Source organism: Haemophilus sp. SZY H53, from assembly GCF_054332375.1.
This window is the reverse complement of sequence record NZ_JBTGNV010000004.1, coordinates 122,732-145,169: the sequence shown is the minus strand read 5'-3', so window position 1 is coordinate 145,169 and position 22,438 is coordinate 122,732. Positions and strand designations below refer to the sequence as shown.

General features: G+C 38.9%; 23 protein-coding genes and 1 pseudogene. 17 read left to right on the top strand and 7 right to left on the bottom strand.

Features of this window, described 5'->3' with window-relative positions; genetic code table 11:
• The first annotated feature begins 2 nt into the window (after positions 1 to 2).
• Complete coding sequence (gene murQ / locus ACXVWB_RS05440; protein WP_289901609.1) at positions 3 to 911, top strand: N-acetylmuramic acid 6-phosphate etherase; 909 nt, start codon at positions 3 to 5, stop codon at positions 909 to 911.
• A 60-nt stretch (positions 912 to 971) separates the two neighbouring features.
• On the opposite strand, the gene ACXVWB_RS05435 is transcribed toward murQ, so the two are convergent.
• From ACXVWB_RS05435 to ACXVWB_RS05425, 3 genes are all read right to left on the bottom strand, one after another.
• The gene (locus ACXVWB_RS05435) at positions 972 to 2,630 is read right to left on the bottom strand and encodes a phospho-sugar mutase (protein WP_289901608.1); all 1,659 of its coding nucleotides are present in this window, start codon (positions 2,628 to 2,630) and stop codon (positions 972 to 974) included.
• 184 nt (positions 2,631 to 2,814) lie between these two features.
• A complete protein-coding gene (gene lldD, locus ACXVWB_RS05430; RefSeq protein ID WP_049356086.1) occupies positions 2,815 to 3,957 on the bottom strand; it encodes an FMN-dependent L-lactate dehydrogenase LldD in 1,143 nt (380 codons plus the stop codon).
• Between the two features lie 160 nt (positions 3,958 to 4,117).
• Positions 4,118 to 4,687, bottom strand: coding sequence for a DUF5358 domain-containing protein (locus tag ACXVWB_RS05425; RefSeq protein WP_289901607.1), 570 nt, complete (start codon positions 4,685 to 4,687; stop codon positions 4,118 to 4,120).
• A 152-nt stretch (positions 4,688 to 4,839) separates the two neighbouring features.
• Between ACXVWB_RS05425 and menB the strand changes: the two genes are divergently transcribed.
• The 15 genes and pseudogenes from menB to fis all read left to right on the top strand — a co-directional run bounded on the left by menB (position 4,840) and on the right by fis (position 19,003).
• Entirely contained in the window at positions 4,840 to 5,697 is an 858-nt protein-coding gene (gene menB / locus ACXVWB_RS05420) for a 1,4-dihydroxy-2-naphthoyl-CoA synthase (RefSeq protein ID WP_005698319.1), read from the top strand.
• 95 nt (positions 5,698 to 5,792) lie between these two features.
• Positions 5,793 to 6,563 carry a glycosyltransferase family 25 protein gene (locus ACXVWB_RS05415; RefSeq protein WP_080969746.1) on the top strand — a complete coding sequence of 257 codons (771 nt, stop codon included), beginning with the start codon at positions 5,793 to 5,795 and terminating at the stop codon, positions 6,561 to 6,563.
• 57 nt (positions 6,564 to 6,620) lie between these two features.
• Complete coding sequence (gene menC / locus ACXVWB_RS05410) at positions 6,621 to 7,610, top strand: o-succinylbenzoate synthase (protein ID WP_289901606.1); 990 nt, start codon at positions 6,621 to 6,623, stop codon at positions 7,608 to 7,610.
• 60 nt (positions 7,611 to 7,670) lie between these two features.
• Positions 7,671 to 8,123, top strand: coding sequence for a type II 3-dehydroquinate dehydratase (gene aroQ / locus ACXVWB_RS05405; RefSeq protein ID WP_049356080.1), 453 nt, complete (start codon positions 7,671 to 7,673; stop codon positions 8,121 to 8,123).
• A 159-nt stretch (positions 8,124 to 8,282) separates the two neighbouring features.
• Positions 8,283 to 8,741 (top strand): acetyl-CoA carboxylase biotin carboxyl carrier protein, encoded by a 459-nt coding sequence (accB, locus tag ACXVWB_RS05400; protein WP_289901605.1) that lies wholly within the window; start codon positions 8,283 to 8,285, stop codon positions 8,739 to 8,741.
• A 60-nt stretch (positions 8,742 to 8,801) separates the two neighbouring features.
• A complete protein-coding gene (gene accC, locus ACXVWB_RS05395; protein WP_289901604.1) occupies positions 8,802 to 10,148 on the top strand; it encodes an acetyl-CoA carboxylase biotin carboxylase subunit in 1,347 nt (448 codons plus the stop codon).
• A 123-nt stretch (positions 10,149 to 10,271) separates the two neighbouring features.
• A complete protein-coding gene (locus tag ACXVWB_RS05390) occupies positions 10,272 to 11,519 on the top strand; it encodes a transferrin-binding protein-like solute binding protein (protein ID WP_289901603.1) in 1,248 nt (415 codons plus the stop codon).
• A gap of 64 nt (positions 11,520 to 11,583) precedes the next feature.
• Positions 11,584 to 13,032, top strand: a pseudogene (locus ACXVWB_RS05385) (surface lipoprotein assembly modifier).
• A 12-nt stretch (positions 13,033 to 13,044) separates the two neighbouring features.
• On the top strand, positions 13,045 to 13,299 hold the full coding sequence (locus tag ACXVWB_RS05380) for a YhdT family protein (RefSeq protein WP_049356072.1): 255 nt from the start codon (positions 13,045 to 13,047) through the stop codon (positions 13,297 to 13,299).
• Complete coding sequence (gene panF, locus ACXVWB_RS05375; RefSeq protein WP_289901602.1) at positions 13,299 to 14,759, top strand: sodium/pantothenate symporter; 1,461 nt, start codon at positions 13,299 to 13,301, stop codon at positions 14,757 to 14,759. The genes ACXVWB_RS05380 and panF overlap by 1 nt, the downstream gene beginning before the upstream one ends.
• The gene (locus ACXVWB_RS05370; protein ID WP_289901601.1) at positions 14,741 to 15,616 is read left to right on the top strand and encodes a DMT family transporter; all 876 of its coding nucleotides are present in this window, start codon (positions 14,741 to 14,743) and stop codon (positions 15,614 to 15,616) included. Before panF ends, ACXVWB_RS05370 begins: the two co-directional genes overlap by 19 nt.
• 12 nt (positions 15,617 to 15,628) lie before the next feature.
• Entirely contained in the window at positions 15,629 to 16,531 is a 903-nt protein-coding gene (gene prmA, locus ACXVWB_RS05365) for a 50S ribosomal protein L11 methyltransferase (protein ID WP_289901600.1), read from the top strand.
• A 20-nt stretch (positions 16,532 to 16,551) separates the two neighbouring features.
• Positions 16,552 to 17,565 (top strand): acyltransferase family protein, encoded by a 1,014-nt coding sequence (locus ACXVWB_RS05360; RefSeq protein ID WP_289901599.1) that lies wholly within the window; start codon positions 16,552 to 16,554, stop codon positions 17,563 to 17,565.
• A 164-nt stretch (positions 17,566 to 17,729) separates the two neighbouring features.
• Positions 17,730 to 18,710 (top strand): tRNA dihydrouridine synthase DusB, encoded by a 981-nt coding sequence (dusB, locus tag ACXVWB_RS05355; protein WP_049368236.1) that lies wholly within the window; start codon positions 17,730 to 17,732, stop codon positions 18,708 to 18,710.
• Positions 18,704 to 19,003 (top strand): DNA-binding transcriptional regulator Fis, encoded by a 300-nt coding sequence (gene fis, locus ACXVWB_RS05350; RefSeq protein ID WP_005696908.1) that lies wholly within the window; start codon positions 18,704 to 18,706, stop codon positions 19,001 to 19,003. The genes dusB and fis overlap by 7 nt, the downstream gene beginning before the upstream one ends.
• Positions 19,004 to 19,049: 46 nt before the next feature.
• On the opposite strand, the gene ACXVWB_RS05345 is transcribed toward fis, so the two are convergent.
• The 4 genes from ACXVWB_RS05345 to bcp all read right to left on the bottom strand — a co-directional run bounded on the left by ACXVWB_RS05345 (position 19,050) and on the right by bcp (position 21,384).
• The gene (locus ACXVWB_RS05345; protein ID WP_289901598.1) at positions 19,050 to 19,850 is read right to left on the bottom strand and encodes an energy transducer TonB family protein; all 801 of its coding nucleotides are present in this window, start codon (positions 19,848 to 19,850) and stop codon (positions 19,050 to 19,052) included.
• Positions 19,847 to 20,284 (bottom strand): TonB system transport protein ExbD, encoded by a 438-nt coding sequence (exbD, locus tag ACXVWB_RS05340; protein WP_289901597.1) that lies wholly within the window; start codon positions 20,282 to 20,284, stop codon positions 19,847 to 19,849. The genes ACXVWB_RS05345 and exbD overlap by 4 nt, the downstream gene beginning before the upstream one ends.
• Before the next feature lie 2 nt (positions 20,285 to 20,286).
• Entirely contained in the window at positions 20,287 to 20,739 is a 453-nt protein-coding gene (gene exbB / locus ACXVWB_RS05335) for a TonB-system energizer ExbB (RefSeq protein ID WP_289901596.1), read from the bottom strand.
• 177 nt (positions 20,740 to 20,916) lie between these two features.
• Positions 20,917 to 21,384 (bottom strand): thioredoxin-dependent thiol peroxidase, encoded by a 468-nt coding sequence (bcp, locus tag ACXVWB_RS05330; RefSeq protein ID WP_289901595.1) that lies wholly within the window; start codon positions 21,382 to 21,384, stop codon positions 20,917 to 20,919.
• A gap of 116 nt (positions 21,385 to 21,500) precedes the next feature.
• Between bcp and dapA the strand changes: the two genes are divergently transcribed.
• Positions 21,501 to 22,397, top strand: coding sequence for a 4-hydroxy-tetrahydrodipicolinate synthase (gene dapA, locus ACXVWB_RS05325; RefSeq protein ID WP_289901594.1), 897 nt, complete (start codon positions 21,501 to 21,503; stop codon positions 22,395 to 22,397).
• Positions 22,398 to 22,438 lie beyond the last annotated feature (41 nt).

Sequence of the window (22,438 nt, the reverse complement as noted above, 5' to 3'; positions counted from 1 at the left end):
CCATGGCAGAGAATTTATTACAAACCCTTTCAACTCTAATTACTGAACAACGAAATCCCAATTCCATGCATATAGATAGCTTATCTGCATTGGAAATTGCGCAGTTAATGAATCAGGAAGATAAGCAAGTGCCTTTGGCAATTGAAAAATGTTTACCTCAAATTGCCCAAGCGGTTGAACGTATCGTTGCTGCATTTCAACAAGGCGGTCGATTAGTCTATATTGGCGCAGGAACCAGTGGTCGATTAGGCGTACTCGATGCGTCTGAATGCCCGCCAACATTTGGTGTGTCACCTGAAATGGTGAAAGGTATTATTGCAGGCGGCGAGCGCGCATTACGTCATCCAATTGAAGGGGCGGAAGATAGTAAAGCACAAGCCGTGGTGGACTTACAAACAATTCACTTTTCCTCAAAAGATGTGTTGGTGGGTATTGCTGCAAGTGGACGAACCCCTTATGTGATCGGTGCATTGGAATATGCGAAACGTTTAGGTTCAGTGACGGTTTCGATTGCAAGTAATACGAATTCAGCGATGGCGAATATTGTGGATATTGCCATTGATACTGTCGTGGGACCAGAAGTGCTAACTGGCTCGAGCCGCTTGAAATCAGGCACAGCACAAAAATTAGTACTGAATATGCTGACTACGGCTTCTATGATTTTAATGGGTAAATGCTATCAAAACTTAATGGTGGATGTGCAGGCAAGTAATAAAAAACTGAAAGCTCGTGCCATTCGTATCGTCATGCAAGCCACGGATTGCGATAAGGCTCTCGCAGAAGAGACATTAAAGCAGGCTGATCAAAATGCGAAATTAGCGATTATGATGATTCTGAGTGGATTAGATCGTGCTCAAGCAGAGGCTTTATTAGAAAAACATCAGGGCAAGCTACAACTTGCATTGAAATAAGCAAAAATAAAACGCTAGGCATCAAACCTAGCGTTTTTTATTATTTAATAGTTTGCTCAATTAGCAATCCTGTTTGCCGTAAGCATCTTGACGAAGGATTTGACGAACGCCTTCATCAAATTGTGCTAAAACTTGATCCGCGTCTTTTGGATCTTTACCGCGAGCATCAAGGTAGAACTTGATTTTCGGCTCAGTACCAGATGGACGAGCGATTAAGCGGCTACCGTTTTCTAATACGAATACAAGGATGTCGCTTTGGCGATCAGTTTTAGTGTGGTCGATGAATTGTGCCACTTTAACACCACCTACTTCAGCTGGAGGCGTGTTACGAAGTGCGGTCATTAATTTACCGATTTCAGATAAATCGCTTACACGGATAGAAATTTGACCACTTACATAAGCACCGAATTCTTGTGTGAAGTCATTGGCATAATCCGCTAAGGTTTTACCTTGTGCTTTTAAGTGACGCACTAAATCTAAGAATACGATCGCCGCTGAAATACCGTCTTTATCGCGTACTTTATCTGGGTCAACTAAGTAACCAAGCGCTTCTTCGAAACCGAATAATAAGCCTTGAACTTTACCGATGTATTTGAAACCGGTTAAGGTTTCTTCTGATTGGAAGCCGTATTTTTTCGCAATTTCAGCAAGCGCTGGAGAGGACACTAAAGAACACGCTAATACGCCTTTCTCACCTTTTGCATGATATTGTTTTGCTAAATACCAACCTAAGAAACAACCTACTACGTTGCCGTGTAAAGGTTTCCAGTTACCTTGTGCATCTGGAACAGCTACTGCTAAACGGTCTGCATCAGGGTCATTGGCAATAATGAATTCCGCATTGTGTTCTTTTGCCACTTTAATGGCTAAATCTAATGCACCTTTTTCTTCTGGGTTAGGGAAGTTTACTGTTGGGAATGTGCCATCTGGCCATACTTGTTCTGCCACAATATGAGGTTGTGGAAGACCTGCTTTGGTTAAGGTTTTGCTTAATACTTCATAGCCTACACCGTGCATTGCGGTATAAACGTAGTTAATGTCTGCTTTAGGTTCTTTAGCAAGAGAAGCCGTTTTTTCAATATAAGCGTTAACTACTTCATCATCTAACACCACATAATCTTGGCTACGAGGTAAATCTTTTACATTACCCACTGCGACTTTGTCGATTAATGCAGCGATATCTTTATCTGCAGGCGAAACGATTTGGCCACCGCCGTTCGCTTTGCCTAAATACACTTTATAACCGTTATCTTCTGGTGGGTTGTGACTTGCTGTCACCATAACACCTGCTGTGGTATCAAAATATTGAATTGCGTAAGCTAATACTGGAGTGGGTAATTTACGTGGAAGTAAATAAGCTTTAACGCCTGCCCCCGCCATGATTTCAGCGGTATCACGTGCGAAAACATCAGAGTTTTTACGACCGTCGTAACCAATCACGATAGAAGGTTGTTTGTCGTAATCTTTTAAATAATCCGCTAAACCACCTGCTGCTTGTGCTACTAAAACACGGTTCATCCCCATAGGGCCTGCTTGTAATGGTCCACGAAGCCCTGCAGTACCAAATTGTAAACGGCTACTAAAGCGAGCTTGTAATTCAGATTGTGCTTTTTTATCACCATTTTTCGCAGCGGTTAAAAGTGCGGTTAATTCTGCATGAGTTTCTGCATCAGGATCTTGGTTTAACCAGTTTTGTGCAATATCAAAAAGCGTTGTCATGATGTTTTCTCCTTGTAAAAAGTAATTCTGGATAGACTAACGGAAAATGGATCGGATTAAAACGACTATTTTTCTTTTTTCCTGAAAAGATAAGCTTTTTTTGATCGCAATCGTTTTCTAATAAAATAAAAACAGCGTAAAATATTCACGCTGTTAAATGATTTTAGATTATGAAATTTAAAATTTATTTGCTGAAATCCACCAAAGCATCACGAGTAATATCTGTGATATTCTTATTGCTTGTTAGTGTCATTGCTACACGCATTTCTTTATGAAATATATCGAGCATATTCTCTACGCCACGTTGACCATCTGCTCCAAGAGCATATACAAAAGAACGACCAATCATAGTAGCATCAGCACCTAATGCGATCATACGTACTACATCTAATCCATTACGAATACCACTATCTGCAAGAATTTTTATATTACCTTTGACTGCATCAGCGACATAAGGTAAAGCTTGAGCTGTTGATGGCGTACCATCTAGTTGTCTACCTCCATGGTTGGATACCACGATCCCATCAGCACCAAAGCGAACAGCATCTTTAGCATCTTCAGCATCTAAAATACCTTTGATAACCATAGCACCATCCCAATAATCACGTATCCATTCTAAATCTTTCCACGAAATAGAAGGGTCGAAGTTGTCAGTTAACCAACCAATGTAATCATCTAACCCTACCGGTTTACCCATATATTGAGAAACATTACCTAATGTAAATGGACGCCCCTTCATGAGCATATCGTAAGACCATAATGGATGAGTGAAACCTTGTAATGTTCGACGAAGCCATTTATATTCGCCACTCATGCCTGAATGCATATCACGATAACGTGCACCAGGGGTTGGCATATCTACAGTAAAGACCAATGTCTTACAACCTGCTGCTTTTGCTCGTTCGAGCGCATTTTTCATAAAGCCTCGATCTTTTAGAACATAAAGTTGGAACCACATGGAACGTTTGAGTGTTGGAGCTACTTCTTCAATTGGACAAATTGACACAGTTGAAAGCGTAAATGGAATACCTTTATTATCGGCAGCTTTTGCAGCTTGAACTTCACCACGACTTGCGTACATACCACATGCACCTACAGGAGCCAATACTAACGGCATAGAAAGCTTTTCACCGAATAATTCAATTTCAGTATTTAATTGAGACATATCATTGAGCACACGTTGCCGTAATGCTATGTTAGATAGATCACTTACATTACGTGTAAGTGTATGTTCGGAATAAGAGCCACCATCAGCATAATGAAACATAAATGGAGGAACCTTACGTTTAGCAACTTGACGATAATCGTTTGCGGATGAAATAATCATATTTACCTCATTATTAATGATAATTATTATCTTCCATTGTAAGTTAAATTCATTAATAAAGGTATTAGTTTTTGAAGATTTGTAATTGGGCAATAAAAAATGCACGATTTTCCATCCGAATCGTGCATTTAATTGATTTTGATCGTGAAGAGTGAAATTACTAAAGGAGGAGAGCTGAACCCCATTTAATAATATCAAAGAAGAATTTGTTTTGATTGGTGGCAATACCATCACCCGTTTTCTTCAATGTACCATCGTCATTTTTGGTTTCATCTACCATGCCATTTATATATTGACCTTTTACGACATCTAAATCTTCTTTGGCTTGAGTTCGTAAGATTTGACATGCTTTAGGATCTAACGAGTCAACATCCCCGACTTCTGTACGGAATTTCTTAAATTGATAAGTTGCGTAATTCATTGATTTTTCATCTTTTTGAATCATTTTCACATAGTTTTCCCCGATGATTTTTTCTAACGGATAGAAAAAGACATATTGGGAATGAATGTAGCTATCTTCTTTAGCGAAGTGTTGTTGTTGAATTCGGGTCAAATTCGGATAGATACATTGTTCAGCTTGTTTACTTGACGTTGCCCATGTTTTCGCATTCACATCTGAAAGGAGGTAATCCGCTTGTGCAAATTCTGCGGGGATCGGCGATTGTGATGGGCCAAATAAACCACAAGCACTTAAGAGTACAGTTGCGCCGAAAATAATAAATTTTCTCACTTAAATTTCCTTATAATATCTAGATTGCCAAAATTTTAGCAACAACAATCTGATTGTAAAGTGATTATCTAATAGCGACGTGATTTTCTTTCCCGAAGTAAAAAACTTCCGTTATAATGACCGCACTTTTTACACTTATAAAGGAAAGAACAATGCAAAATCCAAAAGATGATGTTTTATATGCACCAGTTGAGTGGGTTGATCATAGCGAAGGTTACACTGATATTCGTTTCCACAAATCGACTGATGGTATTGCAAAAATTACTATTAACCGTCCAGAAGTGCGTAACGCATTTCGACCGCAAACAGTTAAAGAAATGATCCATGCTTTTTCTAACGCTCGTTTCGATGAAAAAATTGGCGTGATTGTATTAACCGGTGAAGGCGAAAAAGCATTCTGTTCTGGTGGTGACCAAAAAATTCGTGGTGACTACGGCGGCTATAAAGATGAAAGCGGTGTGCATCATTTAAATGTATTGGATTTCCAACGCGATATTCGTACTTGTCCAAAACCAGTTGTAGCAATGGTGGCAGGTTACGCAATTGGTGGTGGCCACGTACTTCATATGTTATGTGATCTAACCATTGCAGCAGACAATGCAATCTTTGGTCAAACTGGTCCTAAAGTAGGTTCATTTGACGGTGGCTGGGGTGCAAGCTATATGGCGCGTTTAGTGGGTCAGAAAAAAGCACGCGAAATTTGGTTCTTATGCCGTCAATATAATGCGCAAGAAGCATTAGATATGGGCTTAGTGAATACTGTCGTGCCTTATGCTGATTTAGAAAAAGAAACCGTGCGTTGGTGCCGTGAAATGTTACGTAACAGCCCAATTGCGTTACGTTGCTTGAAAGCTGCATTGAATGCGGACTGTGATGGTCAATCAGGTTTACAAGAACTCGCGGGTAATGCAACCATGTTGTTCTATATGACTGAAGAAGGTCAAGAAGGGCGTAACGCATTTAACGAAAAACGCGCACCAGACTTCAGCAAATTCAGACGTAATCCTTAATTTGAACATAAAAAGTGCGGTTCAAAATCAGTGTGTTTTTAACTGCACTTTTGAAAATATATTGAAATCTTTATTGCTATTTGGAAAATATTTTTATGGGTTGCGAAAAACAATATAATTATGTGATTAGTTTAATCAAAGAAACTAAACGTCGCAAACATATTGAACAAGAATTTGGTCAGCAAAAAATCCCTTTTTCATTTTTTGATGCGGTCACACCAGATCGTATTGAGGATGTTGCAAAGAAATTTAATATTACTTTAGATAGGTCACCAAACGCCAAATTATCGGATGGTGAAATTGGTTGTGCATTAAGTCATATTGCGTTATGGGATCTGGCAGTAGAAAATAATTTAGATTATATCAATATTTTTGAAGATGATATTCACTTAGGTGAGAATGCGAAGAAGTTATTAGAGATTGATTATTTGCCTGATGATGTTGATGTGCTAAAGCTTGAGGCTAATGGAAAAATGGTATTTCGTAGGCCTAAAGTAGTAAAGTGTCATAGAAAGATTTACCCTATCACATTTAAGCAGTCAGGAACTGCAGGTTATACAGTCATGGCAAAAGGTGCGAAATACCTTCTCAAACAGGTAAAAAATAAACCGCTTGAAATTGCAATTGATTCTCTTATCTTTGAGGATTTTTTAAATTTAAAGGATTACAACGTGGTACAGCTTTCACCCGGTATTTGTGTACAAGATTTTGTTGTGAATCCAGATAAACCTTTTGAAAGCAGCTTGCAAAAAGGTAGAGATTTAGTTCATGAAAATCAGACAAAATTTTCAGTGGTTGAAAGAATAAGAAAAGAAATTATAAGATTAAAGCGTAAATTATTTATGAAACACGTGCCTTTTAAATAAGGGAAGTGCGGTTAAAAAATTATTTTTAACCGCACTTTTGCTATCAAGGAGAACAAGATGAAAACCAAATCATTTAATCTTTATCGTTATTCTATTCCCGTCGACAGCCAATTAATTTTACGTGGACGCTTTTTGAAACGTCGAGAAGGTTTGATTGTACGTGTTGCTTGCAGCCGTGATGGCTGGGGCGAAATTGCACCTTTGCCTGGGTTTAGCGAAGAAACCATCGAACAAGCGCAAGAGCAAGCCATTGAATGGCTGACGAATTGGTGTCATGCAAGCTGCGAAGCACCAAGAGTCCCCCTTGACGGTTGTTATCCTTCTGTTGCCTTCGGTATTAGCACGGCGATGGATGAGATGAAACGTTATTTAAATGAGGAAGGTAACTATCACACTGCACCTTTGTGCTATGGTGATCCTGATGAGTTATATTCAGAATTGAATCAAATGCCAGGTGACAAAGTCGCTAAAATCAAAGTCGGCATGTATGAAACGAATCGTGATGGTTTAATTGCCGACATGTTTTTGGAAGCCATTCCTGATTTGCAATTACGTCTAGATGCGAATCGTCAATGGACTTTAGAAAAAGCCTTAAAATTTGCGGAGAAAGTAAAACTGCAACATCGTTCTCGTATTCAATTTCTGGAAGAACCTTGTAAAACTCGTGAAGAAAGCCGTCAGTTTGCAGCTCAAACAGGCATTAATATTGCTTGGGATGAAAGTGTGCGTGAGCCAGGCTTCCTTTTAGAAAAAGAACCACACTTAAGTGCCATTGTGATTAAACCAACACTGGTTGGTTCGCTACAAGATTGTCAAAAGCTGATCGCACAAGCACATTATTTAGGCATAAAAGCAGTGATTAGCTCGAGCATTGAAAGTAGCCTTGGATTAACGCAACTCGCTCGTATCGCGGCACAATATACACCCAATGTGACGCCAGGATTAGATACGTTAAATTTAATGCAACATCAAGTATTACGTGCGTGGCCAGGCTCAGATTTACCGCTAATTGATTTAAATTCAGAATTTATTACCAAAATCGTCTAGAGATACGACCACCATTACACAAAAAATCGCTATAATTCGCACAAGTTAAAGGATGTGAAAATGTCAAAAAAATTTAATATTTTGCTGTTAAATGGCCCAAACTTAAATATGTTGGGGGCAAGGGAACCGAAACATTATGGTTCGCTTTCGTTATCTGCCATTGAAGAAAATATGGTAAAACTTGCGGCGCAGTATGATGTGAATTTGGCGTGCTTTCAAGCAAATAGCGAAGAAAAGTTAATCGATAAGATTCATCAAAGTTTTCAGAAAGTGGATTTTATTTTAATTAACCCTGCGGCTTATACGCATACCAGTGTTGCATTGCGTGATGCCTTGCTTGCTGTGTCAATTCCATTTGTTGAAATCCATTTGTCTAATGTACATAAGCGCGAGCCATTCCGTCACCATTCTTACTTTAGTGATGTGGCTGAAGGGGTGGTTTGTGGCTTAGGTGCGAAAGGTTATGAGTTTGCTCTTCAATTTGCGTTAGATTTTTTAAATAAAAAAGCATAAAATTTCACAAAATTTACAGATTTTCGCAGAAATTTATCGCAAAGTGCGTGATTTTGCGGTAATCTTGCCGATACAAAAACAGGTTTCAAAATGACCGTACTTTAGAAATCAATTCTGAAAGTGCGGTTAACAATTCATTATTATTTTTAGGAAGAGCGTATGGACATTCGTAAAATCAAAAAACTGATTGAATTAGTAGAAGAATCGGGTATCACTGAATTAGAAGTGCAAGAAGAAGAAGGTACAGTACGTATTAGTCGTGCGGCACCAGCTGTTGTACCTGCTGCAATTCAATATGCAGCGGCGCCTGTCGCACCAGTTACGGCTCCTGCAGCTGCTCCAGCGGCAGCTGCACCTGCTGAAGCGCCAGTGGCTGAAATTTCTGGCCACCAAGTGCGTTCACCAATGGTAGGGACATTCTACCGTAGCCCAAGCCCAGAAGCGAAAGCTTTCGTTGAAGTGGGACAAACAGTCAAAGTAGGCGATGCACTTTGTATCGTTGAAGCAATGAAAATGATGAATCGTATCGAAGCAGACAAAGCTGGTGTGGTTAAAGCAATCTTAGTGAATGATGGCGAAGCGGTTGAATTTGACCAACCATTAATCGTTATCGAATAATCCCTATCAATCTGAAATGGCGAGCTTTCTCGCCATTTTTTCACCCAAGTGGAAATTGTTATGTTAGAAAAAGTTGTGATTGCTAACCGTGGTGAAATTGCACTGCGTATTTTGCGTGCCTGTAAAGAATTAGGCATTAAAACTGTGGCGGTTCACTCTACCGCCGATCGTGATTTAAAACACGTATTACTTGCAGATGAAACAGTTTGTATCGGACCTGCGCCATCTGTAAAAAGTTATTTAAATATTCCTGCCATTATTGCCGCAGCAGAAGTAACCGGTGCGGATGCGATTCACCCTGGTTATGGTTTCCTTTCTGAAAACGCAGATTTTGCAGAGCAAGTTGAGCGTTCTGGTTTTATTTTTATTGGCCCAACTGCAGACGTCATTCGTTTGATGGGGGATAAAGTTTCTGCAATTAAAGCAATGAAAAAAGCTGGCGTGCCTTGTGTACCGGGTTCAGATGGGCCTGTAGGTAGCGATATCGCGAAAAATAAAGAAATTGCAAAACGTATTGGTTATCCAATTATTATCAAAGCATCTGGCGGCGGCGGTGGTCGTGGTATGCGTGTCGTTCGTAGCGAAGATGCACTTGAAGAATCTATTGCGATGACAAAAGCTGAAGCAAAAGCCGCGTTTAACAATGATATGGTTTACATGGAAAAATATTTAGAAAATCCACGCCATATTGAAATTCAAGTTTTAGCGGATACACACGGTAATGCAATCTATCTTGCAGAACGGGATTGTTCTATGCAACGTCGTCACCAAAAAGTCGTGGAAGAAGCACCTGCGCCGGGTATTACAGAAGAAGTTCGTCGTGACATCGGCACTCGTTGTGCGAATGCTTGTGTTGAAATTGGCTATCGCGGTGCAGGTACGTTTGAATTCTTGTATGAAAATGGTGAATTCTATTTCATTGAAATGAATACCCGTATTCAAGTAGAGCACCCAGTAACAGAAATGATTACCGGTGTAGATTTAGTGAAAGAACAATTGCGCATTGCAGCTGGTTTACCACTTTCTTATAAACAAGAAGATATCAAAGTGAAAGGTCATGCAATTGAATGTCGTATCAATGCAGAAGATCCAAAAACATTCTTACCATCTCCAGGTAAAGTTGCTCACTTGCACTCACCAGGTGGTTTAGGGGTTCGTTGGGATTCTCATGTATATGCTGGTTATACCGTTCCACCACACTACGATTCTATGATCGCAAAATTAATCACATACGGTGATACGCGTGATGTCGCAATCCGTCGTATGCAAAATGCATTATCTGAGACGATCATTGATGGTATCAAAACAAATATCCCACTTCATGAACTCATTCTTGAAGATGAAAACTTCCAAAAAGGTGGTGCGAATATCCACTATTTAGAGAAGAAATTAGGGATGTATGATTAACATGAAACGGCTAACGTAAGTTAGCCATTTTTATATCTTTTGATAATTAATATATTTTCTTTGAAAAGATATTTTAAATCTCTTTATAATGTGTACCTATTTATTTTTACCTAAGGAAAAACAATGAAATTTAATCTCTCTAAATTAAGTTTAATAATTCTTGCAACTGTAACGTTAGCTGCCTGTGGAAGTAGTGGTGGTAGCAATACTCAACCAGCTGATCAAGCAAAAACACCTGAGCCAGTAAAACCAGCTGAGCTAGTAAAACCAACTGAGCAAGTAAAACCAACTGAGCAAGTAAAACCAGCTGAGTCGGTAAAACCAGCTGAGCTAGTAAAACCGGCTGAGTCAGTAAAACCAGTTGAGCCAGTAAAAACAGCTGAGCCAGTAAAACCAGCTGAGCTAGTAAAATCAGCTGAGCTAGTAAAACCAGCTGAGACAGTGAAACCCGCTGAGACAGTGAAATCCGCTGAGACAGTGAAATCCGCTGAGACAGTGAAACCAGCTGAGACAGTGAAACCAGCTGAGCAAGTGAAACCAGTTGAGACAGTAAAACCAGCTGAGCCAGTAAAACCAGCTGAGCCAGTAAAACCAGCTGAGCCAGTAAAGCCAGCTGAGCTAGTAAAACCAAGTGAGCTAGTAAAACCAGCTGAACAACCAAAAAATGAAGAACAAATTGTGCTTAGTCGAGTAGGATTTGAAGTTAACAAAGAGAATGGAGTAATTACTACAATTGAAAGACAAATACATGATGACAATAATGTGAATCTCGTTAATGTTGAAGGTCAAGAAATTGAAATTATTCCATCAGGGTATTATGAACGTCCCGGATTCATTGGAATTAATGCAAAAGAACTGCTAGAGGAGTTTTCTCCTAAATCGCAACGTAGTGTTAGCGGTAAAAACTATAAGAACATTCGTTGGGGTACATTTACAGATCCTTCGCTGAACTCTTATTATCATGTTGCATTCGGTGTAAATCCAACAACAGAAATGCCTCAATCAGGTATAGTCAATTATACTGGATATGGTAGTCATTTAGAGGCAGCTAAAAAAGAGGGATATTTCTTATCATCAGCCAGACTTACTGCAAATTTTGCAGATAAAACACTAAATGGAACAATTTCTTTAGCGAAAACAGGTTTTAATGATGTCCTCGTATCAAATGATATTGCTGGAGGCGCTCTTCCTCCTCATCTACATTTTGATGATGTTTCCTTATCTGCCAAAATTCAAGGCAATCAATTTAGTGGAATAAATAGCCAAGGTGTTCAGGTTGAAGGTGGCTTCTATGGAAAAGATGCAGACGAAGTGGCTGGAACTTATCAAGGAAATGATAAATTTGGTGTTTTTGGTGCTAGAAAAAATTAGAAAATTTTTGTAAATTTTAAAGCAAGCCTTTGGCTTGCTTTATTTTTCTTTATAGGAATAAAAAATGACTTCACAATCTAAACTTATTTTATTTTTAAGCTCTTCATTATTGCTTAGTTCATTCTCTTTTGCACTAGAGAAGTCTCCTCAACCTCGGGATGAGCGGTTTGATGATCAGCTTCAGCTTGCGAAACCTGACTTATCCACTCAAAAGCCACAAATTCCAGAAAAACGTGATGATAAACATACACTTTCTATGACGAAAGAAGAATTAGCAAAACACCCTGATTTGATCGTACGTGGATTGATTCCTGCAGTGTTGCAAAATAACGGTGACGTCGTTCAACTATTACTGCCGTTGTATCAAAATTTGCCAAAACAAGATCCATTTTTACTTGAGTGGGCAAATGCAATTAATGCTCGTGAAAATGGTCGTTTTTCGGAGGCGGTAACTCGTTATCGTACTCTATTTTCTCAAGATTCGACCATTCTGCCATTGCGTTATCAGTTAGCACAGGCACTCTTTTTAAACAATGATAATGAGGCGGCCAAAGATCAATTCCAAAAACTGAGAGCTGAACAAGTTTCACCTTAGTCTATCGTCATGATCGACCAATATCTTTCGGCGCTTAATCGCCGAGATCAGTGGAAGTTTCAGGGTGGTCTGAGTTTCTTAAACGAAAGTAATATTAACAATGCACCAAAAGCAGGCACTCGCATTGGAAATTGGAATGCCTGGGCGCGCGAAAGTGCCACAGGTTTTTCTTATTTTGCGGATGCAGAGAAAAAATGGTCACTACCACGCAGTTATTTCGTTAAATTTGCTATTGAGAGCTATGGAAAATATTACTGGGATAACAAAAAATATAATGAATTGAATGCTAGAATCGGCGCTGGATTAGGCTACCAAACAGCGCGTTTCGAGATGTCATTAATGCCATTTACAGAAAGAAGATGGTATGCAGGAGGCTCATCAGGGAGTGAGTCAATGAAGCAGTATTCGAAGAATTCAGGTGCTCGTTTAGATTTAACTTATTGGCTGAATGAAAAGTGGCAAATTTCAACCGCACTTGAGTATGGTGAACAGCGTTACAACACTCGTAAGCATTTGAATGGCAATAATTATCTTTGGTCGAATACGTTATCTTATTTTCCTAAGAGTGGTCAATTTTGGTTCGTAGGCACTGATTATAATCGTGAAAATACACGAGATGAAGACAATGCTTATCAACGTAAAAACCTCCGTTTAGGTTGGGGGCAAGAGTGGGGATGGGGGATTTCAACCCGAGTTTCCCTTGCGTATGCACGTAGAATTTATAAAGGTGCTGATTTATTTAATATTCGTCAGAAAAATAATGAATATCAATCAGCAGTAACATTATGGCATCGTGATCTTTACTTTTTAGGAATCACGCCTAAAATTACATGGTCTTATCAAAAAGTGTCAAGTAATCACCTATTTTATCGCTATGATAAAAATCGTATTTTCTTAGAAATGGGTAAGACTTTCTAACTGGAGGTAATTATGGATTTATCACAACGTTATAAACAAGCCGCTAAGGAGGCGCGTTGGGCATTAGGTTTAGCTATTCTTTATGTCATAGGATGGTGTGTTTGTGCTTATTTACCTAAGGACTCGCCTGGGCCAATAGGTTTTCCGTTGTGGTTTGAATTATCCTGCATTTATTTACCTATTTTGTTTGTCGTCATTGGGTATTGGATTGTCAAAATTGTCTTTTTAGATATTCCACTAGATGTTGAGCCAAAGGAGAATAAATAATGAATTTAGGTATTATTCTTCCATTAATTATCTATTTAGCTTTTATTTTCGGCGCCGCATTATTTGCTTATACCAAACGCGTAAAAGGTGATTTTTTGACTGAATATTATGTGGGAAATCGCTCAATGACGGGCTTTGTCCTTGCGATGACAACGGCTTCCACTTATGCCAGTGCCAGTTCTTTTGTTGGTGGACCAGGGGCTGCCTATAAATACGGGCTGGGTTGGGTATTACTCGCCATGATCCAAGTGCCGGCTGTGTGGTTAGCCTTAGGTGCATTGGGCAAAAAGTTTGCATTACTTTCTCGCGAAACCAATGCGCTTACTATCAATGATTTATTTCTCTATCGTTATAAAAATAAATATCTCGTTTGGATTTCCAGTCTAGCATTGTTGCTTGCCTTCTTTGCTGCTATGGTTGTGCAATTTATTGGTGGAGCAAGATTGCTCGAAACCACGATAGGGATTCCTTATACTCACGCCTTACTTATTTTTGCCTTAACGGTTGGCATTTATACGTTTATTGGTGGTTTCCGAGCCGTCGTATTAACTGATACGATTCAAGGTACGGTAATGATTTTTGGCACAATCGTGCTATTAGTGGGCGTTATTTACCATCTTGGTGGCGTAGAAAGTGCGGTCAATAAATTAACTGAAATTGATCCGAGTTTAGTGAGTCCTTACGGCCCGAATGAGATGCTCGATTTTCAATTTATGGCATCGTTTTGGATCCTAGTCTGTTTCGGTGTGGTTGGTTTACCACATACAGCCGTGCGTTGTATGGCTTTCAAAGATAGTAAAGCCTTACATCGAGGCATGCTCATTGGTACGATTGTCCTTTCAGTCATTATGTTAGGGATGCATTTGGCGGGCGCTTTAGGGCGTGCCGTTGTGCCAGATTTAACGGTGTCAGATAAAGTCATTCCAACCTTAATGTTGGAAGTGCTTCCTCCTATTGTTGCAGGGATTTTCTTAGCCGCGCCGATGTCGGCGATTATGTCCACAGTTGATGCGCAACTCATTCAATCCTCCTCAATTTTTGTGAAAGACTTATATCTTGCAAGCAAACCTGAAGCCGCGAAGAATGAAAAACGAATTAGCCGTATTTCATCGGTCATTACACTGATTTTATCGGCGTTGTTAATTCTCGCTGCTCTCAATCCACCTGATATGATTATTTGGTTGAATTTATTTGCTTTCGGGGGATTAGAAGCGGCATTCCTTTGGGTGATTGTATTAGGCATTTATTGGGATAAAGCAAATGCAGCAGGGGCAATAAGCTCAATGGTGGTGGGATTAAGCAGTTATGTGCTGCTGACTCAATTTGGCATCAAATTATTGGGGTTTAATGCGATTGTGCCTGCACTTGTATTTGGCTTGATTGCTTTCATCTTGGGTAACCAATTCGGCGCAAAAAAAACAGTAAAAATGGACCGCACTTTATGGTTTATCAAATCCTAGCATTGTTTATTTGGAGTAGTGCCTTTGTTGCCGCTAAATACACCTTTACAATGATGGACACCATTTTGATGATCCAAGCTCGTTTATTAATGGCGGCGATTATTGTGATGCCACTTTTTTTTCGTCGTTGGAAAGGCGTGTCTAAACCGATACGAAAACAGCTTTGGTGGCTAGGTTTTTTCAATTATACCGCGACCTTTTTGCTGCAATTTATTGGTTTAAAATATACGAGCGCGGCGAGCGCAACGACCATGATTGGATTAGAGCCATTATGTGTGATTTTTGTAGGACATTTTTTCTTTCAAGATCGTGCCAAATGGTATCATTGGGTGTGTGGGGCTTTTGCTTTTTTAGGCGTGGCCATTTTAATTCTAGGCGGGCAGGGCAATGAAGGCGTAAGTGAAATTAGCTTATTGGGTTGCTCCTTAGTGGTGGCGGCAAGTATTGTGTTTGCTTGTTGCTTGCGTTGGACGAAAAAAGTGGTGGTAACGGTTTCAGCACAAGCCTATACATCCATTTCGATTGTGTTAGCAAGCATCACCATGCTGCCATTTACTTTATTGCTGACGGAAAACTGGGATATCCATTTTAACTGGCTTGGTTTCTTCGGTTTGATTTATCTCGGCGTAGCATGTAGTTGGTTTGCTTTTTGGTTATGGAATAAAGGCTTAAATTCAGTGGATGCAAAAATCTCGGGAATTTTGACCGCACTTGAGCCGATTTTTGGTGTCTTTTTGGCAGTATTATTACTCAACGAAGAGGTTTCACTTGTTTCAGCGCTTGGGATTATCATTATTGTGGTTTCAGCCCTGGGCGTAAGTTTATTACCCAGATGGTTACACAAAGAAATTAATTAAAAGGAAAAGAAGATGGCGTGGATTCAAATTCGCTTAAATAGTACAAATGAAAAAGCCGAGAAAATTAGCGACTTTTTAGAAGAAATTGGCTCAATTTCGGTCACATTTATGGATAGCCAAGATACGCCGATTTTTGAACCACTTCCAGGCGAAACACGTTTGTGGGGAAATACGGATGTGATTGCATTGTTTGATGCTGAAACCGATATGAATGAAATTGTGAGTTTGCTTAAACAAGCACATCATTTAGATGAACATACTGCTTACAAAATTGAGCAAATCGAGGATAAAGACTGGGAACGTGAATGGATGGATAACTTCCACCCAATGCAATTTGGTCAACGTTTATGGATTTGCCCAAGCTGGCGTGAAGTGCCGGATCAAAATGCGGTTAATGTGATGCTTGATCCTGGTTTAGCTTTCGGGACAGGGACCCACCCGACAACTGCACTTTGTTTAGAGTGGTTAGATGGCTTGGATTTAACAGACAAAACCGTCATCGATTTTGGCTGTGGCTCAGGAATTCTTGCCATTGCAGCCCTTAAATTAGGGGCTAAAAATGCAATTGGTATTGATATCGATCCACAAGCGATTCTTGCCAGTCGTAATAATGCGGAACAGAATGGTGTTGTAGATCGTCTGCAACTTTTCTTATCCGATGATAAACTTGCTGATTTAAAAGCAGATGTTGTTGTGGCAAATATTCTGGCTGGACCATTAAAAGAACTTTACCCGATTATATCTCAATTAGTGAAAGAGGGTGGTGATCTTGGATTATCAGGCATTTTAGAAACGCAAGCGCAATCGGTATGCGATGCTTATGCGCAATCGTTTGATTTAGATCCTGTTGCCGTAAAAGAAGAATGGTGTCGTATTACAGGTAAGTTAGCCATAACGTCAAATTCTTCGAACTAGTTCTTTATTGGGAGAATATTTTGAATAATATAACACGGGAATTTATAACAAAAGATGAGTCTTTGTATATAAAAGGCTGCGCCGTTATTCTGATGTTAATTCATCATCTTTTCCCATTTGCTGATCGTATCCCTAAATCGGCTGAAATTATCTGGCTCTTTGGTGATAATCAATTTGAGGTGTCGTTAGGTTGGTGGGGAAAATATTGTGTTGCTATATTTTTATTTATAAGCGGCTATGGTTATTCTTTTTTAAAGGATAAACCTATGCAATATTATACAACTAAAATAGTTTCAATATATCGAAAAGTTTTTATTGTTTTTTTAATTTATATTCCTATTGATATTTATTTCCATGTTGAAAATGTAATATCGGATCTAAATTCAAAATCTATATTAATGAATGCAATAGGATTTCATTCCAATTATAATGAAGAGTGGTGGTTTCTATTTCCTTATATCTTATTAGTATTAATTACACCGCTATTACATAAACTTCGTCATCATTTAGTCTCACTATTTGCAATGGCGATTATTATCCACAATATGTCTGGTAATGGGATAATTGGCCACTTCTTCTGGTGGGCTATTGCCTATATTATTGGATTTATTTTTGGTGTATTATCCACTAATTTAAGTAAATTTAACTCTAACATTATTTTTTCCTTACTGTTATCTATAGTGTTCTATCTTATTATGAACTATGGAATGAATAATTTTGGATTTGAAAGTATGGTGTTTCTTATACCATTAATGATTTTTTTAATAAAAACGCTTTACAGAATTACGCCATTAATTTTTCGTAAGATTATAGCTGATATAGGTAGGAAATGTTTAATAATTTGGCTTGTTCATTCATTTTATTGCTATCATTTTGCTGGAGAGTTTATTTATTCACCTAAATATTCAATATTTATTTTAATTAATTTATTGATTGTTTCATATTTAAGCGCAATAGTAATTGAGTTTATAGAAAGGATGCTTTCAACAACTTTTTTCAATATAAAAAATATCGTATTAAAAAAGGTTTTATAGGCGTGATACTATGCAGATCGAATTTTGTCAATTAAAAAAGTGCGTTTTTTGAACAAATTTCCCTTTGCAAAAAAAAGCAAATTTGCGTAATATAGCCGCCCTTGTCGGTGACTGTTGTTGCCAGATTTACGAGAGATTAGAATTTGTCATTGAGGATAATATAAATGCGAATTGGTTCTTACGAATTAAAAAATCGTATTTTATTGGCGCCAATGGCAGGTATTACGGATCAACCTTTTCGACGTTTATGTGCCCATTACGGCGCGGGATTAACGTTTTCAGAGATGATGTCTACTAATCCACAAGTTTGGCATACAGAGAAATCGAAACTTCGTTTAGCACATAGTGAAGAGCTAGGATTAAATGCGGTGCAAATCGCAGGTTCTGATCCTTTAGAAATGGCCCAAGCTGCAGCAATTAATGTAGCCTATGGCGCTGAAATTATCGACATCAATATGGGCTGTCCCGCAAAGAAAGTGAATCGAAAGCTGGCGGGCTCTGCACTTCTTCAATTTCCCGATTTAGTGGAAAAAATTTTAAAAGAAGTCGTGAATGCCGTTGATGTGCCTGTGACGTTAAAAATTCGCACTGGTTGGGATAAAGCAAATCGAAACTGTGTGCAAATCGGCAAAATTGCAGAACAATCTGGTATTCAGGCTTTAACCATTCACGGGCGGACGAAAGAATGCTTATTTGAAGGTGAAGCGGAATACGACAATATTCGAGCAGTGAAACAATCAATTTCAATTCCAGTCATTGCGAATGGTGATATTGATTCTGCCTCGAAAGCGAAAAAGGTACTTGAGTATACAGGTGCTGATGCAATAATGATCGGTCGTGCCGCACTAGGCAATCCATGGCTTTTTCAAGCCGTTGAGGCTTTAGTGGAACATGATTCGATAATTCAAACACCAAGTTTGCGTGAAAAGTGCGGTCATATTTTGCGTCATATTCAGGAACTCCATCAGTTCTATGGCGAGCAAAAAGGCTATCGAATAGCCCGCAAACACGTTGCTTGGTATTTACAGGGAATTCAACCCGATTCCGTTTTTAGACAGACTTTTAACGCAATTAATGAACCGAAAGAGCAGTTAATTGTGCTGGAAGATTTTTTAAATTCAATTTTGGATAAAGAAAAATGTTAGAACAACAACGTAGTCCGTCTGAAGCGTTAACCGTTTCAGTTTTAAACTCTCAATCACAAGTAACAAACAAACCATTACGTGATTCAGTAAAACAAGCTTTACGCAATTACTTATCACAATTAGATGGTCAAGATGTGAATGATCTTTACGAATTAGTATTAGCGGAAGTTGAACACCCGATGTTAGATATGATTATGCAATACACCCGCGGTAACCAAACCCGTGCAGCTAATATGCTCGGTATCAACCGTGGTACATTGCGTAAGAAATTGAAAAAATACGGTATGGGCTAATTAAAATTAGCAAAAAGAAAGGCGAACATGATGTTCGCCTTTTTATTTATTGAATGGTGAAACTAATTGGCACGTTTACTGAAGACGCAAATCCAGCAGGTTTTGGACCGACAGGTCTCGCGCTTCTTACTGCCTCAAGTGCTGCATTATCTAAGCTTTCATCGCCAGAAGATTTAGTGACACGCTCTCCAGACAGAGAACCATCTGCTCCAACACTAAAACTGACGCTAACAATACCTTGTTTACGCATCATTTTTGCGCGTGCAGGATAGCGTTTATGCCGTTCAATTTCACGTCGAATAGCCGCACGATAGGCATTATGTTCATCAGTATTGGCACCAGAACCACCTTGAATACCATTTGTGCCAGGTTGACCCGTAGTTGTCGCTTTAGAATTTGCCGTAGCCGTTGAATTAATATTCTTATCGCTAATCGGTAAATTCTTCGGCATTTCCACTGCTTTCTCTGCTTTTACCTCATTTTTAGGTTTTTCTTTTGGCTTCTCTTTCGGTTTTGGTTTCGGTTTTTCTATTGGTTTTTCTGGTTTTTTCTCAGGTTCTTTTTTCTTCTCAGGCTCTGGTTTCTTCGTTGGATCCGCGACGACTTCCTGTTTTTCAGGTTCCGGTTCTGCCTGTTGAGGTTCGGGTTTCGGCTCAGGAGCGGGTTCTTCCACTCGCATTCCTTGAATCATTTCCATCGAAATTGTCGTGGATATTTCACCTGGAACATTACTCGCCGCTTCATGTGGCGTATGCCAATTCCAAAGCAATCCGCCTATAATTGCACCATGAATTAATAGAGAAATAAGCAAGCTTAATAGTGATCGTTTAGCTTGTTGGCTGTTCATTGTTTATTCCCTACTCCCATGCCTCCCACTGCTGGCGTATTTTTGCTTGAAACGCCTTTATCTTTCATCGAAACAATAGCGACATTTTTTATTTCGTTTTTCGATAACATATCGGTAATAGTCACGAAATCTTGGAAAGATGCTTCTGCATCAATTTTTAATGTAACTTTCTGATCTTTATTCCAACCAGCGATCTCTTTTTCAAGCGCTTCTTGCGAGATCAGTTTATCATTAAAATAAAGCTGTTTATCTGCTGTCACGGTTAATAATTTGGCTAATTCATCTGATTTGAATGCGACCGTAGAGCTGGCTTTTGGAACATTTACCTTAATTTTCCCTTGGGAAATAAAGGATGCGGTGACCAACACTATCGCTAATAACACCAACATAATGTCGATGAAAGGAATAATGTTGATTTCATCAAATTTTTTCACGATTATTCCTTATCTTTTTGAGTGTTTAATACTTTCCATTTCAATAGGTTAACTTCTACTTTACGACCTAAGCCGTTATAGAGCATCATGGAAGGAATCGCGACTAAAATACCTAATGCGGTTGCTTTTAATGCAAGAGAGAGGTGCATCATAATAGCACCGGCATCGACTTCACCATCGCCATGGCCAATTTGGTAGAAAGTTAATAAAATCCCAATTACTGTACCGAGTAAACCAACATAAGGCGCATTAGCACCAACAGTGGAGATTACGGTCATATTACGATTTAAATCAATTTCAAGTGCGTGAATATTGGAATATTTCGCTACGTTCACACTCTTTAAAAAGAGAAAACGCTCAATTACGGCAGTGAGCATGATCACACTCATCAGAAGTAGAATTCCAATAATCACGTAATCGCTATATTGTTCTAAAAACTCAAAAAGTTGTAGCATTTGATAGTCCTTATATGGGTAATAAAAAAAACACAAATTGAATTGAGAATGAATTTCAATTAGATGTGAATTCTATCAAATGGAAAATAGAGCGTAAATATAAATTAAAAAAATGAGTGTTTTTTTAACCGCACTTTGAGATAAATCAGAAAAGTGCGGTTGTTTTTGAGAGGTATTTTAACGGGATTGTAGGTAATCTAAGACAACTTGATGATGTTCGCCCGTTTTGAATTTATCAAAAACGTGCTGGATTTTGCCTTGTTCATCAATGAGAAAGCTAATGCGGTGAATACCATCATAAACACGGCCCATGAATTTCTTTTCGCCCCATACACCAAATTTCTCGGCAACCTGGTGATCTGCATCGGAAAGTAAGGTGAAATTGAGTGCTTTTTTCTCTACAAATTGAGCGAGTTTTTTGGGTGCATCTGTACTGATGCCTAAAATAACTACGCCTAATTTTTCTAACTCACGTTTAGCATCACGCAAACCACAGGCTTGAGTTGTACAGCCTGGTGTTAAGGCTTTTGGATAAAAATACACGAGTACTTTTTTACCTTTAAAGTCGCTAAGTGAAATTGGCTGATTGTCTTGATTTAAAAGGGTGAATTGCGGTGCTAAGTCACCCACTTGTAATGTTTTCATAAAAAATCCTTAAAAATATCAAAAATAATTTGTAAATTTGGGTTATTTTAGCCATTATAACTAGGCATTTTCAAATGTTATGATTAAAAAATAGAATAGATGTAAATGGAGTGCTTATGACTACGCAAAATCCTTTATTTTCGGGCAGTATCGTTGCCTTAGTGACACCAATGGATAATCATGGACACATCGATTTTGAAACGCTAGAAAAACTTGTTGAGTTTCATATCAATTCTGGCACCGATGCGATTGTTTCTGTGGGAACAACGGGTGAAGCAGCCACTTTAAGCATTGATGAAAATGTTCGAGTAATTGAGAAGACGGTTGAATTTGCAAAAGGGCGCATTCCAATTATTGCCGGCGCAGGTGCAAATGCAACCAGTGAAGCCATCGTCATGACAAAATTGCTACGAGATAGCGGAGTAGCGGGTTGCTTATCTGTTGTGCCTTACTACAATAAGCCAACTCAAGAAGGCATGTTCCAACATTTTAAAGCGATTGCAGAATGCACGGACCTACCACAACTTCTTTATAACGTACCAGGTCGTACCGGTAGTGATATGAAACCTGAAACCGTGGCGCGTTTGGCTCAAATTGATAACATTGTGGGCATTAAAGAAGCGACGGGTGATGTTTCACGTGTTACTGCTATTAAAGAATTAGCAGGTAAAGATTTCATCGTGTTAAGCGGTGATGATGCAACAGGTTTAGAAGCCATGAAATTAGGCGGTGAAGGTGTTATTTCGGTGACGAATAACCTCGCAGCAAAAGATATGGCGGCAATGTGTCGTTATGCTTTAGCGGGCGATTTTGCGAAAGCAGAAGAAATTAATGCCCGTTTAATGCCTTTACATAAGAATTTATTTATTGAATCAAATCCAATCCCTGTCAAATGGGCAGCATATCGTTTAGGCTTAATTAAGACTCCATACTTACGTTTACCACTTACCGTGTTAAGCGAAGGCGCGCAAGTCAAAGTAGAAGAAGCATTAAAAGTTGCAGGATTAATTTAATGAATTAAAGGGTTGTTTTTACAGCCCTTTAAACTTTCAGC